At 42.2% G+C, this 16017-nt stretch carries 7 protein-coding genes; 6 read left to right on the forward strand and 1 reads right to left on the reverse strand.

Annotated features, from left to right (window positions below; all coding sequences use genetic code 11):
* Window positions 1–287: 287 nt before the first annotated feature.
* Entirely contained in the window at window positions 288–3107 is a 2820-nt protein-coding gene (locus tag BWI44_RS00010; protein ID WP_286810135.1) for a M16 family metallopeptidase, read from the reverse strand.
* A gap of 246 nt (window positions 3108–3353) precedes the next feature.
* Between BWI44_RS00010 and BWI44_RS00015 the strand changes: the two genes are divergently transcribed.
* The 6 genes from BWI44_RS00015 to BWI44_RS00040 all read left to right on the forward strand — a co-directional run bounded on the left by BWI44_RS00015 (window position 3354) and on the right by BWI44_RS00040 (window position 16004).
* On the forward strand, window positions 3354–5852 hold the full coding sequence (locus BWI44_RS00015) for a glycosyl hydrolase 115 family protein (protein ID WP_286810136.1): 2499 nt from the start codon (window positions 3354–3356) through the stop codon (window positions 5850–5852).
* A gap of 101 nt (window positions 5853–5953) precedes the next feature.
* Entirely contained in the window at window positions 5954–6424 is a 471-nt protein-coding gene (locus tag BWI44_RS00020; protein ID WP_286810138.1) for a hypothetical protein, read from the forward strand.
* A gap of 4 nt (window positions 6425–6428) precedes the next feature.
* Window positions 6429–7112 carry a sialate O-acetylesterase gene (locus tag BWI44_RS00025; RefSeq protein WP_286810140.1) on the forward strand — a complete coding sequence of 228 codons (684 nt, stop codon included), beginning with the start codon at window positions 6429–6431 and terminating at the stop codon, window positions 7110–7112.
* 1015 nt (window positions 7113–8127) lie between these two features.
* Entirely contained in the window at window positions 8128–11271 is a 3144-nt protein-coding gene (locus BWI44_RS00030) for a SusC/RagA family TonB-linked outer membrane protein (RefSeq protein WP_007666419.1), read from the forward strand.
* A gap of 12 nt (window positions 11272–11283) precedes the next feature.
* A complete protein-coding gene (locus tag BWI44_RS00035) occupies window positions 11284–13146 on the forward strand; it encodes a RagB/SusD family nutrient uptake outer membrane protein (protein WP_286810156.1) in 1863 nt (620 codons plus the stop codon).
* A 29-nt stretch (window positions 13147–13175) separates the two neighbouring features.
* The gene (locus BWI44_RS00040; RefSeq protein WP_007666417.1) at window positions 13176–16004 is read left to right on the forward strand and encodes a SusC/RagA family TonB-linked outer membrane protein; all 2829 of its coding nucleotides are present in this window, start codon (window positions 13176–13178) and stop codon (window positions 16002–16004) included.
* Window positions 16005–16017: the final 13 nt, after the last annotated feature.

Consider the following 16017-nt stretch of genomic DNA (forward strand, 5'->3'; position numbering starts at 1 on the left):
TTCCTTAACCGTCGCAGCGAAAAGAGATAAAAGTGGTGATGTGGCGGCTTAACTCCCGTAATTCACTTTAAAATGATAAGGAAGGAAGAAAAAGAGTGATAAGGTGGTAGGGTAATAGGGCGATAAAGTGGCTGCACTATATATCACAGAGCGTTATCCCGTTATCACTTTATCGCCCTATCACTTTATCACATTTTGCTCATACCCCGAAAGAAAGAAGCTAATAAAGAAAGGCTGCACCGTGCTTCAAGCACAGTGCAGCCTTTCTTTATTACTACTATATATTATTATTCTTTATCCGGACTAATCATTGAAACTTCTACTTCATTTTTCTGTTTGAACAAGTCATCGGCAAACTTCTGAATATCTTTAGCTGTGATGCTATTGACTGTTTGTTCGTAGTTTTTTATCGGGTTCATTCCGGTAAACAGATATTCGTCAATGCTTCCCATCCAGTAGCTGTTTTCTTTCAGGTCTTCGGCATGCTTCTTCAGCATAAACTCCTTTACTTTATTAAGATTGGCTTCCGACGGCCCCTCTTTGGATATGCGTTCTATTTCGGCAAAGATGATTTTCATCAGTTTCTCTCTTTTAGAAGGTGCTGTATCGAAAACAATTTGTATTCCAGCTATTTCCTTCGGATATTTGGAGAGATTGCCACCTACATATACCCCATAAGTTCCGCCTTCATCTTCGCGTACTTTCTCGGTATAAACTAAATCCATAATCTGGCAAGTCATGTCCTGCAGAATGGAATTCTTTAAATCATATTTGCACGTACCGATGAAACTGACGAAGTTAGAGGCTTTAGCTGTTTCTTGTTCACGGACGAACTCATTCTTATATACACCTTTACGGTATTCTATCTTGTTATCCTTAAATGATTCTTTACGGTTGATGGTAGGCAATGCTCCTAGATATTCGGCTATGAGTGGTTTCATACTTTCAACGTCTACATTACCCACGAGGATGAAGGTAAAATCGCTGGCGTCCTTGTAACGGTCTTGGTACATTGCCAGGATTTTATTATAATCCATATTGTCAATCATATCGGCCTTCATGCGGATAGTACGGGGATGTCCCATTTGCAATGCAAAGGTAATACTGTCGCTGAATGCAACGTTCGGGTTCATTTCCTGGTTCAGTAATGCTGCTTTGTTGCGGTTCTTATAAGATGCAAAAGCTTCGTCATCACGGCGCGGTGCGGTAAATGTCAGATAGGTGAGTTGCATCATCGTTTCAAAGTCTTTCGGAGAACAGTAGCCATTGACTGTTTCGGTCTTATCACCGATACCGTAACTTACGGAAGCCCTTTTGCCTGCCAATACCTTTTCAAGGTCTACAGCGCTGAAATTGCCTAAACCGCCTGCTGAAACGGCATCGAGGCCGTTGATGTTGATGATTTCAGAGTTGGGAAACAGTGAACTTCCACCTAGGCTTACACCCTTCATGGTAATCTCATCAGCTTTGAAGTCAGTTTTCTTGATGATAACTTTTACTCCGTTGGATAATGTCAGCATGGTAGTGCCGAATACATCATCTTTTTGTTCGGAGATGATTTTTCCACCCTTCGGGGCTTCTTTCATCAAGGGCTCGTCTGATACTTTGTCTACATACGGAGTCAGCTTTTCGGCTTTTGCATCTTTCAGAATCTTCTTGATAGCTTCTTCTGTTGGCATTTTCAGCTCCTCCTTCTCGGGACCGAAAATGGCGACTACCTGGTTGGTATCTGTTATCAACATCTGCATCATCTGATTCAATGCTTGTACGGGGATGGCCGGAGCTATCTGGTTGATGATGGCATATTCGTTTTCAATACCCGGTATGGGTTCGTTGTCGAGGAAGTGGCGTACATATTCATCAATATATTCCTCGTTCCTACGTGTATCACGTTCGTTGTAGTCAGATTCCATATTGCGCAGATATTCGGCACGGGCACGTTGGTATTCGCTTTCAGTGAAGCCAAACTGGCGGGCACGTTCCATTTCGCGGACCAGGGTGGTGATACCGTTTTCCACTGCATCTTCTTTACAAACAACGATGCCGGTAAAGGCTTGTTTGGTTTTTGCAACGAAAAAATCTCCATCATAGGTTCCTGCGTAGATATATGGAGGGTTGGCAGCCTGAAGCAGTTCGTTCAGTCGGGCATTCAGCATGTTATTGATGAGGTCGATGGCATAGTCTTGTATCAGATAATCCATATTGCCTTTTTCTGAGTCGGGAGTTGCTTCGTGTTTGTTAAAGATGATAGCTTGGATGTGCGGCTGTTCCTTATTCCGGGCAATCAGCACAATCGGTTCTTTATTGTCATTTACCGGATAATATTCGCGTTTGGCGGCATCGGGTTGTGCGGGGACATCGGCGAACAGTTTCTTAATCTGTGCTTCGATGGCATCTACATCTACGTCTCCCACCACAACTATACCTTGCAAATCGGGACGATACCACTTTTCATAATAATCTCTTAGTGTTTGCGGCTTGAAGTTCATCACTACATCCATGGTTCCGATGGGGAAACAAGTAGCATACTTGGTACCGGCAAACATAGCAGGGAGCAACTTTTCCTGGAAACGTTGCACTGCACTCATGCGCGTACGCCATTCTTCGTTGATGACTCCACGTTCTTTATCAATCTCTTTCGGGTCCAGAGTCAGGTCATTGCTCCAGTCGTGCAGAATTAACAAACAAGAATCGATGGCTCCCGGAGTATTGACAGGTACATTCGAAATATTATATACGGTTTCATCTACTGAGGTGTAGGCATTCAGGTTTTCACCGAACTTAACTCCAATGCGTTCCAGATATTGTTTCAGGGCATCACCCGGGAAGTGGGTAGTTCCGTTAAAACACATGTGTTCGAGGAAGTGGGCGAGGCCACGCTGGTTCTCTTCTTCCTGTATGGAACCTACTTTCTGGGCGATATAAAAGTCTGCCCGTTCGACGGGGAGATTGTTTTTGCGGATATAGTAAGTTAGGCCGTTGTCCAGTTTTCCGATGCGTACATTAGGATCAACGGGGATAGGAGGCATCTGTTGTGCAAGAGCCTGTTGGAAGTTACAGCATACGACAAATGCTATAATCAATAAATTACGAAATAGATGTTTCATGTTTATGAATATTAAAATTGTATATTGTCCTATTTGTCTGGAAAGGATGAAATAAATCACAGAAAAGAGCGTTTTTTTGTAATAATGGTTGTTTGTCGGGCAAATGTTACATGAATAAAAGTTTATGTAACATGAAAATCCCAAGTGTAACATTGGCAATAGTAAGTGGAAACATGGAGGATAGGTTGATATTTCGTAATGACCTATCTTTGTACAAAACAGAAATTAATCAAAAGGTATCATGCCATGAAAACAAAATTTAGTTGGATTTTCTATTGCTTAGTGAGTTTGTTGCTATCTCAATCTTTGTCGGCGGCAGAGCGTTTTGTGACAAATGAGAGTAATGGATTTGTCTGGATACAGCAAGGAAAGGCGTATCCAATACTGGTGGACTCCCGGGAAGACAAAGGAGTAGTACGGGCTGTGGCCAATTTGCAGACAGATGCGGGTAAAGTAACGGGTATTACTCCGGAGATTATTCACTCTGTAGCTGGCAATCGTATGTTGATAATCGGTTCTATAGAGAATAGCTCCTGGATTAAACAACTGCTGAAGGCCGGAAAAATCAATGCTGCCGATTTGCAGGGAAAGCGTGAGAAATACATCCTCCAGATGGTGAAACAGCCGATGGAAGGCGTGGACGAGGCGGTAGTTATAGCAGGTAGTGACAAGCGGGGTACTATTTACGGTATATATGAATTGTCACAGCAAATGGGAGTATCACCTTGGTATTTCTGGGCGGATGTTCCGGTGGAAAAGCACGATATTATATCTATTAAAGAAGGTATATATACAGATGGTGAACCGGCTGTGAAATACCGTGGTATTTTCCTGAATGATGAATGGCCCTGTCTAGGAAACTGGGTGGGCGATACTTTCGGTGGATTCAATAGCAAATTTTATGAGACTGTCTTTGAACTGGTGCTTCGCCTGAAAGGAAACTTCATGTGGCCGGCTATGTGGAACAGTGCATTCTATGACGATGATCCAATGAATGGCCCGTTGGCCAATGAAATGGGAATTGTGATGAGTACCTCTCACCATGAACCGATGGGACAGGCTCAGAAAGACTGGAAACGTCGTGGAACAGGGGAATGGAACTATAATACAAATGCTGCCGTATTACGTGACTTCTGGCAGAAAGGTATGGAACGCTGTAAAGATTGGGAAGCAGTGATAACTCTTGCTATGCGTGGTGATGGTGATGAACCGATGAGTGAAGATGCAAATATTACCCTGCTACAGAATATTGTGAAAGATCAGCGGAAGATTATAGAGAAAGTTACCGGTAAGAAGGCGAAAGAAACTCCACAGGTGTGGGCACTTTATAAGGAAGTACAGGATTATTATGATAAAGGTATGCGAGTACCTGACGACGTAACACTACTGCTTTGTGATGATAACTGGGGGAATGTACGTAAATTACCCGACTTGAAAGCTAAGCCCCGCAAGGGTGGTTATGGCATGTATTATCATTTCGATTATGTAGGAGCTCCCCGCAACTCTAAATGGATAAATATCACTCAGATACAGCGTACATGGGAGCAGATGACTCTGACTTATGACTATGGTGTACGTGAACTGTGGGTGGTGAATGTGGGCGATCTGAAACCAATGGAGTATCCGATCACCTTCTTCCTGGATATGGCCTGGAATCCGCAACGTTTCAACGAAAATAATCTGTTTCAGCATACAGTAGATTTCTGTCATCAGCAGTTTGGTGGAAACTATGCCGAAGAAGCAGCCCGTCTGATTGATACTTATGCTAAATACAATCGTAGGGTGACTCCGGAAATGTTGGATGACAGGACTTACAGCCTGGAAAATTATAATGAATGGCAAAGTGTAAAAGATGAGTATGCCACATTATGCCTGGATGCTTTGAAACTTTATTATCTGATGCCTGCCGAGTATCGGGATGCTTTTGACCAATTGGTACTTTTCCCGATACAAGCATGTTCCAACCTATATGATATGTATTATGCCGTAGCGATGAATCGTAAATTGGCAGAGGAGAATAATGTACAAGCCAATAAATGGGCTGATAAGGCTCGTGCGTGTTTTGAACGTGATTCTGTATTGACTTATCACTATAACCATATAATGAGTGGTGGCAAATGGAATCATATCATGGATCAGACACATATTGGATATAAATCCTGGAACGATCCGAAACATAATATTATGCCTAAAGTTACTTTTGTTCCGGAACCTCGTATTGCTCCTGCACCACCTGTATTTGTAGAAAAGGATGGATATGTATCTATTGAAGCGGAACATTATACCCGTTCAGCTAACAGTACATCTGCTAATTGGGTTACAATTCCAAATTTGGGGCGTACGTTGTCTGCTGTCACTACTTTACCTACCACAGCCGTTCCGGGAGCAGATATGTATTTGGAATATGATTTTGAAACGGAGAAAAGTGGGGATGCTACAGTTATCGTCCGTTTTTCTTCAACTTTGAATTTCAATGATTATAAAGGATTGCGTTATGCGGTCAGTTTGGATGGTGGGGAAGAACAGATAGTCAATATCAACAGTGATTATAAAGGTGAGCTTGGTAAGTTGCAGGCAGAGCACATTATTACTACTCAAACCAAACACTTACTTGATAAAAAAGGAAGGCATACTTTGCGTATCCGTCCGCTTGATCCGGCACTTGTTATGCAGAAAATCATGATTGACCTGGGAGGTTTGAAACCTTCTTTCCTGGGAGCACCTGAAAGTTTGATAAAAGAGTAGGAATGTTGAAAATTACAATATTATGAGATATAAATTTACTTTATTGGTAGTATTGGTCTGTATAAATCTTATGCCGCACTACCTTATTTTTTGCTATAGAGATGTATAATGAGACGAAAGTTCCTGTCAGGATTATTAATTCAAGTTGGGGCGGAAGTACTATTGAGGCTTGGATGAGTGAGGATGCTCTACAGGAATTCCCCAAAAAATTGCGTGAAAGGGATATTTATAATTCTGACGAATATAAGGTTTTAATGAATAAAGCAGGTGGTATGATGTCGAGGTTTTGGAATCTCTCTTTGTATAAAGGGGATGAAGGACTTCATGCTCCGGTCAAGTGGTATGAACCGGAATTGGATGATTCCGATTGGGAGGAAGTGAATATGTTTTCCTATCAATTGGGCACTAAAAATGGTTATCTGGTAAGTGGCTCACATTGGTTCCGTCAGGATATTCGTCTTACGGCTGAGCAAGCTGATAAAGATGCCATATTGCGTTTGGGTTGTATGGTGAATGCGGACTCTGTGTATGTGAATGGTGTCTTTTCAGAATATTCCGACCGGCATGTATAATTCCATGATTTCTCCTTTACGAAATTTGCATTTTAAAGGAGCTTTGTGGTATCAGGGCGAGACGAATGCAGGGCGTTCAAGTGAATATGAGGCTTTATTGACTGCTATGATAAAAGATTGGCGAGTGAAGTTTGCAGATGAAAATCTCCCGTTCTTTATTATGCAGCTACCCAATTTTATGCAGACGCATCCGCAGCCTGTAGAGAGTGGTTGGGCGGGTATGCGAGAGGCTCAACGGCAAGTGACCTTGAAGTTGCCTAATACTTCTTTAGTCGTAGCAATAGACTTGGGAGAGTGGAATGATATTCATCCATTAAATAAGAAAGAACTGGCACGAAGAGTGGCACTTCAGGTTAAAAAGAAGGTATATAGTCATAAAGATATAGTTCATAGCGGTCCATTATGTACATCTGTATCTGTTGAAGGAGGAAAGATCATTCTCTCTTTTGAAGAAGGAACGAATGATTTAATGCCTGTAACTCAATTGAAAGGTTTTGCACTGGCAGGAGCGGACGGACGTTTTAAATGGGCTGAGGCTGCTATAGAAGGCAATAAAGTGATGGTTTGGAGCGAAGGTATTACTCAGCCTATAAAGGTTCGTTACGCTTGGGATGATAATCCACAGGAGGCTAACCTGAAGAATAAGTCAGGGCTTCCGGCTTCGCCGTTCCAAATGGATGTTCCATGATTCCCTAAACTTGATTGACTAAAAAAACACCGGAATTTATGCGTTTGGCATAATATGACAATAAGATAGTGAAACAGATGTATTTTGTTGCAATACATCTGTTTTATAAATCATGCTGCATTTGCCTGATAGGTAATCTTTGCGTTCTTTTGAGTCACAATGAACATTGGCACGAAAGAAAGCAACCTCAGGCATCACGATTTACATTTTGTCATATTGCTCGTTTTCGCTCAAGCTGCTCATTTTGCTCCAGTTACGTAAATATCCTGAAAGACTTTCACTTTACCCAATTTCCATTTGTCAGCTATTTTCTTTACTATATAACCCCTCTGTTCTTAAAGGCCTCTTCTCTCAGGCGATGAGTATATAAAAGATATAATCCCTCCCCTGTCTGATCTTGATTGAAAAGAATTAAAAGACTCAAAAGTGTTAATGGATGTATTTCTGCAATAAATGAATGAAAGTCATTTTAGTGCTTTAACAAGTGGGTTACATATTTTTTGTGATACGTTACTATGCTGTTTTTTTTTGCATTTCTCTTGTAATTTTAGTTCATAATTCTTTTGTTTTTCTTCCTCGAAAGTAACTTCTCAAGCTCTCTATTGTCTTTTAAAAAAAACTTCTTTATTGTTTGTGTAATTAGTTGATATATAGTTTTTTTTATATTGATTTACGAAATACAATCAAAAAAGAATGTAACATCGAATGGAAAGATGTAATATCATCAAAAAAACGTGTAGCATGATCGTGCCTGCTGTTCTGTTTTGGTACATATATTTGCACCTGTGAAAAAGCACGCTGTAATGTTTGGAGAGATATGTATGGAAAACACTTTTCTTTCCTTTTATGATATGAAATGCTAATATATGTAATAATGTAATATGATTATTAACCATTGAATTATTAATCTTAAAAGACTAATTAATTATGAAATACAAGTATGATGACAGCTAAAGCTATCTATAATAGCTAATGAAAAAAGAGAATGTAGTTTTTAATATTTTAAACTAATGGTATGAAAAATGTAACAAAAAAAACCAAAAAGATCCCTTATCTACTGGTTTTGTTGCTATTAAGTTGCTTGCCAACTTTAGCGCAAAATGGGGTAACGGTAAAAGGAACAGTTCTTGATGGCACTGGAGAAACTGTAATTGGTGCTTCCATCGTTGTGAAAGGCAACACTTCAATAGGTACGATATCAGATATAGATGGAAATTTTACGTTGGCTGTTCCTAGTGATAATGTAACTCTTGTTGTTTCATTTATCGGTATGAAATCACAAGAAGTGAAAGCAACGGTTCAAAAACCGATTAAAGTGATTTTGGAAGATGACAGCCAACAACTGGAAGAAGTAGTAGTGGTAGGTTTTGGTCAGCAAAAGAAAGCCTCAGTTGTAGGTGCCATTGCACAGACCAATTCCAAAACCTTGGAACGTACGGGTGGTGTGACAAGTTTGGGGCAGGCTTTGACGGGTAATCTTCCTGGTGTAGTAACTATGACTGACACAGGTAAACCGGGTGATGAAGATCCGAAGATCACTATTCGTGGTGTGACATCATGGAACTCAAGTGATCCGCTTGTGTTGGTGGATGGTGTAGAACGTCCTATGGCTTCAGTGGATATTAATTCAGTGGCATCCATTTCTGTATTGAAAGACGCATCGGCAACAGCTGTATTTGGTGTGCGTGGTGCCAATGGTGTAATTTTGATTACTACTAAACGTGGTGAAGAAGGTAAGGCAGTGATTAATGTCAATGCCAGCACGACGCTGAAAACTTATTCTAAATTGCCTGACATGATGGATGCGTATGATGCGCTTTCACTCCGCAATCAAGTTATAGAAAATGAACTGGCTTATCACCCGGATTCATGGAGTTATTATCTGACTCAGGACCGTTTGCATAAGTATCGTCATCCGGCTAATCAGGCTGAGGCAGAACGTTATCCTAATATAAATTGGGTAGATTATCTGTTGAAAGATGTCGCTACATCTTATAATGCCAACGTGAACATTAGTGGTGGTACGAAGTTTGTAAAGTATTTCGCTTCTGCCGATTTTGCACATGAAGGAGATATATATAAGAAAGTAACCAACGTGAAAGGTTACGATCCGGGTTTCAGCTATGATCGTATAAACGTACGCAGTAACCTTGACTTCAATCTCACCAAGACTACCAAATTGCATCTTAATCTGTCTGGTTCTCATGCGGTAAAGAAAGCCACGCAGGGGCAGTATGAAAATTTGGTGTGGAGTGCTTTCTATGGCATTGCACCCGACTCTTTTATGCCTGTATATAGCGATGGTACTTTCGGATATTATCAACCTAACCCGACTCAGGCTGCTACTAATAGTTATGAAGACCTTAGTGTTAACGGTATCGGTTATACCACCGACGATCGTTTGAATACTGACTTTACCCTCGAACAGGATCTTGGTTTCCTGCTTAAAGGATTGAATGTACAGGCTAAGCTGGCTTTTGATAATGCTTTCCGTGAAACAGGCCGTGGTGTGGATGATACAACTGACTGGGAAGATGAAGCTCACAAATGGATTGATCCTGAGACTGGTAAAGAATACACCGATATCAGTACAGATGCATTATATAAGTTTGACTTCAAGAATAACAATGCTTGGAAAACGGGTGCGGGTTCTGTTAATAATGGTGAAACATACCGTCGTATGGACTATTCCGTACAGTTGAACTATTCCAACAAATTTGGTGATCATACAGTGGGTGCTATGGGTAACTTCACTCGCGAACAGTATGCAAAAGGTAGCGAACAACCTTTCCGTCGTGAAAACTGGGTATTCCGTGCGACTTACGACTATGCCAGTCGCTATATGGTGGAGTATAACGGTGCTTACAACGGTTCTGACCTTTATTCTTCGGAAAATCGTTTCGCTTTCTTCAATTCCGGTGCTGTCGGATGGATGGTTTCGGAAGAACCTTTGGTGAAGAAGCTTAACCTGAAGTGGTTGGATATGTTGAAATTCCGTGCATCTTATGGTCAGATTGGTCAAGATGGCTTACGGGTAGGGAATAAAGATTATCGTTTTGGTTATATGGATGTTTGGAGCAATGGTGGCAATTATCGTCAGTCGTTGACCGGGGTAGATCCTGCCAAAAGTCCTTACAAGTGGTGGCAACAGACACAGATGGGTAATCCGGAACTTCAATGGGAGGTGGCCACTAAACTTGATATTGCAGCAGATTTTGCATTTTTCGGAGGGGTTATTTCCGGTTCGTTCGACTACTTCAAGGAAAAGCGTACCGACATTTTGATTCCGGGTACTCAGCGTGCTATTCCTTCATACTTCGGTACGGAAGCTCCTATTGCCAATTTGGGCAAAGTGGATAGCAAAGGTTACGAATTGGAAATCCGTTGGAATAAGCAACTGACGCGTAGTTGGCGTCTTTGGGGAAATGCTTCTCTTACTCATGCCGTAAGTGAAATCAAGGAAGCGGATGACCCCAGCCTTATGCCGGAGTATCAGAAAAAGGCCAACAAAGGTATTAATCAGAATTATTCGTATGTAGATAAGGGATACTACAACAGTTGGGATGAACTTTATGGTAGCACCGCACACGATGAATATGATGAGAACCGTAAACCGGGTAACTATATAATTCTTGACTATGATGCCGATGGTATGATTACTCAGGATGATAATATTCCTTATGGCTATACGGGTATTCCACAGAATACAATGAACCTTCAGATAGGTTTCGATTATAAAGGTTGGAGCTGTTTCGTTCAGTTTTATGGCGTAAACAATGTGAGCCGTTCTGTTGGCTTGACCAGCTTGGGTGGTACGCGAAATACGGCTTTCTTCGAAGGCAGCTATTGGAGTCCGGACAATCAGAATGCTGATGTACCTCTGCCTCGCTGGCTGAATCAGGCAAGCAAATATACAGATGGTACCCGTTTCCTATTCGATGGTTCATACACTCGTTTGAAGTATGCTGAACTTTCGTATACTTTCTCTAAGGAGAAATGGTTGAAGGCTTCGGGATTGAGCAGTTTGAAGGTATTTGTCAACGGTAATAACCTTTTCCTCTGGACCGATATGCCTGATGACCGTGAATCGAATACCGGTGGATGGAGCGCATATCCTACCCAGCGTCGTTTTAACTTAGGTTTTAAAATTACACTTTAATATAAACGGAAGATGAAAAATAAGATTTTTTACATACTTTTCGCATTGCTCTCCGTCAGTTTCGCTTTTACTTCGTGTACCGACTATTTGGAAAGAGATTCTGACTCTGTTCTTTCAGAAGAAGATGCGTTTAAGAACTTTAATAATTTTCAAGGATTTATTGAAGTAATGTATAATGTCATTCCCGATTTAGCAAAGCATTATTGGGTTAGCTCTTTTAACTGGGGTGACGACGAAGTGATTACCACCGGTAACGGTGAGTACTTGATGGGATATGCTATTGATGGTGGAAACTACCGTACTTACATTGGCAAGGGAGACTGTTTCTTGGATAGAAGTTGGTCGCTGGACGGTGACCGTTTTGCCAAATCCCTTTGGGGAGGTGGCTGGTATGCTATCCGTCAGGCCAATCTTGGTCTTGAGGCTCTACAGAATGGTATGCTGAAGGATGCCACGCAAGAAGAACGTGATTTTCTTGAAGGCCAACTTTATTTCTTCCGTGCCTGGTTTTACTTTCAACTGACAACTTACTGGGGCGGTCTGCCTTATCTGGAAAGACCTCTTTCTCCTGTCGAACAGTTCAATATGCCGCGCGAAAGCTATCAGGAAAATGCTGAGAAGATGGCAAAAGACTTTCAGCGTGCTGCCGACCTGCTTCCTGTTGACTGGGATGATACTGCTACCGGTAGCCGTACGAAGGGTAATAATGCTTTCCGTCCCAACAAAATCTGGGCGCTCTCTTATTTGGGTAAATGCCTGCTTTATGCCGGTAGTCCTTTGATGAAGAATGGAGGGGAAAACAGTGACCGTTCTTACGATGCGGAATATTGTAAACGTGCTGCCGAAGTTCTGGGTAAGGTACTTGCAATGGTAGAGGGTGGCCAGACCCAATATGCTTTGGTAGATTTCGAACATTACAGCAACCTGTTCTATACCAAAGAGCAGAACTGGCTGATGCCCGGTGGTACCGAAGCCATCATGCGTAGCCCTACTTTCGGTGCTGATTCCTACTGGCGTCAGATGAATTCCTATCAACTTTCATATATTTGTGACGGTGATGGTATCATTCTTTGCCCTGCAGCTAATTACGTGAATTATTTTGGTATGGCAAACGGTATGCCTCTTGATGATCCCAACTCCAACTTTAGCAAGTCACAGCCGTGGAAAGATCGCGACCCTCGTTTTTATAATAACTTTATTTACGATGGTGTCAAGCAGATCAAAAATGCAGCGGACTATAAAGAGTATGAGTATGCCAATCTATACGAAGGTGGAAACTGTTGTAACGATCCTCAGAAAACCAGTCGTACAGGCTATTTCAACTATAAATTTATTCCATTGGGTGCCAATAAGGGTGATCAGGACTATGGTTATGGGAAAGCTACTCATTTCCATTTGGCATGGTTACGTTTGGCGGAAGTATATTTATTGTATGCCGAAGCTGCCGCGCAAGGCTACGGTTCTGCCAACGGTAAATCTACCTCTTTTTCAAAGAGTGCAGTAGAAGCGGTGAATGTGATCCGTGAACGTGCAGGTGTGGAGGATGTTGCAGTCAGCTACACCACCGACCTGGAGAAATTCATGGGTGAAGTTCGTCGTGAACGTGCCGTGGAATTGGCTTATGAAGGACATCGTTTCAATGACCTGCGCCGTTGGAAGTTGCTGACTGAATATCCTTACAATATCAAAACCAAGCAACTGTTTGATCGTGCAGAGGCATTTGACCCTAAGGCTGAGCCTAAAGAACGTAAAGTTATAAACTTCCGTGAAGAGGTGGTGACGGAACGTAAATTGACAAGTAAGCACTATTGGTTGCCGTTCAAGACAAGCGATGTGACGATGTATCCGGAATTCAACCAAAATCCCGGTTGGTAATGGTTTTATTAACATAAAGACTATAAAAAATGAAACATATATATAAAGGACTTGTATTCTGTGCGGCGTTGGCCTTCGCTCACACACACATTGCCGCTCAAGAGACGCTGGCCGACTTGGTGGAAGTAATCCAAGCCGATACGCTTCAGAAGGTGCAAGTGGCATTTCGTTCCATAGACCGTAATGATCTGTTGGGTGGAGTATCGGTCATTGATATGAAAGAAATGTCGGAAAAGACATATACAACCTATAGTTTGAGTCTGGTTGACAATGTCGTTGGTGGTTTCAACGGTAATATCTGGGGAAACAATGAATATCTTGTCATAGTGGATGGTATGGTGCGTGATGCGAATAACGTGCTTCCCCACGAGATAGACCAGATTACCCTTTTGAAAGGAGCTTCTGCTGTAGTGCTCTATGGTCCGCGTGCGGCTAAAGGTGTCATTTCAATCACCACCAAGCGTGGCGAAGTGGGTGACCTCAGAATAAATATTCACGCTAACAGCGGTTTTTATACTCCTAAGTCATACCCGAAATATTTGGGTTCGGCAGAGTATATGACCCTTTATAATGAGGCACGTCTCAACGATGGTCTTACTGCCAATTACTCGCAGGAGGATATTTACAATCATGCTTCGGGTTTGAATCCCTATCGTTATCCTGATTTCGACATGTATTCTTCCGAATATTTAAGGAAGGCATACAACCGTTCGGAAGCGATTGCCGAAATTTCGGGCGGTAGCGAGAAAGTGAAATATTATACTTCTACCGGTTACTATCGCGAATCTTCGCTTCTTAAAGTGGGTAATACGGAAGATAACTACATCAGCCGTTTCTTTGTCCGTGGAAATGTGGATATGAAGTTGCATAAACTTATCACCGCGCAAGCTGATGCTAATGTGACATTTTATGATTCTTATTCGGCTAATGTAGACTGGTGGGGGCAAGCTGCTACGTTGCGTCCTCATCTGGTGTCTCCGTTTATTCCGTTGAGTTATATTGAGGATGCAGACCAAAATTCCCTGAGCACTGTGCTTAACAGTAATTATATCCAAGATGGCAAGTACTTCTTTGGTGGTACGCAGCAGAATCCCACTAATCCGGTGGCTGATGCATACGCGGCCGGCGACAATAAGTTTGTGAGCCGCCAGTTCCAGTTCAATACGCGTTTTGATGTCAATCTTTCTCCCTTGCTTAAAGGACTTTATTTCCGTGCCAAATATGGTATTGACTATGCTTCTACCTATGATCAGGGGTATAGTAGCACTTATGCTACTTTCGCACCGGCGTGGAGTACCTATAACGGGCATGATGTCATTTCAAGTATCACGCAATATGGCAAGGATGAAAAAAGTGGTGTTGAGAATATCAACAATTCGGCCTACCGTTATACCTACAACGTTTCCGGTCAGTTCGATTACCAGAACACTTTCAACGAAGACCACAATGTGTTCGCCATGGTGCTGGCCAATGCATGGCAGACCCAACGTAGCGGACATTATCACCGTACTACCAATGCCAATTTAGGTTTTCAGGCATCCTACAACTATCAGCATAAATATTATGCGGATTTCAGTGCTGCAATGCCTTATTCCACAAAGTTGCCCGAAGGTAACCGTGCGGCGTTTTCTCCTACAGTCACTTTGGGATGGAATCTTGCAAAAGAAGATTTCATGGAAAATTCAATATTTGACAACTTGATGCTTACTGCCTCGGCAGGTATCATCAATCAGGATCTTGATATCACTACCAGTGACAATGAAGACGGTTACTTCCTTTACAAACCGGTGGTACAGCCCGGTGGTTGGTATAGTTGGGGTGACAATGGCGGTCTGTCTGCTACTGAGTTCCAGCGTGGAGACGGCTCTGCCATGACTTTCGTGAAGCGTAAAGAGTTCACGGCAGGGTTGCGTGGTTCTATGTGGAACAGGCAACTTACATTCGACTTCAATTTCTTCACCAGTAAGATGGAGGGCGGTCTGGCTCGTACCAGTTCATTGTATCCGATTTATTTCACACAGGTGGGCTATCCGTCATCATCCATTATTCCTTATGTAAACTTCAATGAGGATAAGCGGACAGGTTTCGATTTCAGTGTTTACGCCAACAAGAAAGTGGGTGAAGTGGATTTGACGCTCGGTGTGAGCGGAATGTGGTATAAGAGTACGGCTGAAAAGCGTGATGAAAATATTGAGTTTGAATATTTGTCAGCTGTAGGTCGTCCATTGAACGGACACTGGGGATTGCAGAGCGAAGGATTCTTTAACGATCAGGCTGAGATTGAGGCTGCTCCCAAACAAACTTTCGGTGACGTGAAGCCCGGTGATATCCGTTATAAAGATCAGAACAACGATGGTAAGGTTGATGACAACGACCGTGTATTCCTGGGACGTTGGGACTCTCCCTTTATGAGTGGTATTAATTTGACTGCCAAATGGCGTGACTTTACTCTGTATGTGATGGGCAATCTTTACATAGGTGGCTATGGCATGAAGGACAATTCATATTATTGGGTGAAAGGTGACGGTAAATATTCTGAAGTAGTACGTAATCGATGGACTCCTGAGACGGTAGCTACAGCTACTTATCCTCGTCTGACCACTACCGGTGGTGACAACAACTTCCGTACCTCGGACTTCTGGATGTACAAGAACGACCGATTCAATCTGACTCAGGTTCAGCTTACCTACAATATGCCTAAAGAGGTGTTGAGAGGATCTTTCGTCAAGGGTTTGAGTTTCTTTGTCAACGCCAACAATTTGCTTACCATTGCCAAGGAACGTAAGGCTTTGGAATTGAATGTGGGTAGCGCACCTCAGACACGCTTCTACCAGCTTGGCCTCAAAGGTACATTCTAAGAAAATGATAATT

This window comes from Bacteroides sp. Phil13 (assembly GCF_001940965.1).
Taxonomy (GTDB): domain Bacteria; phylum Bacteroidota; class Bacteroidia; order Bacteroidales; family Bacteroidaceae; genus Bacteroides; species Bacteroides intestinalis.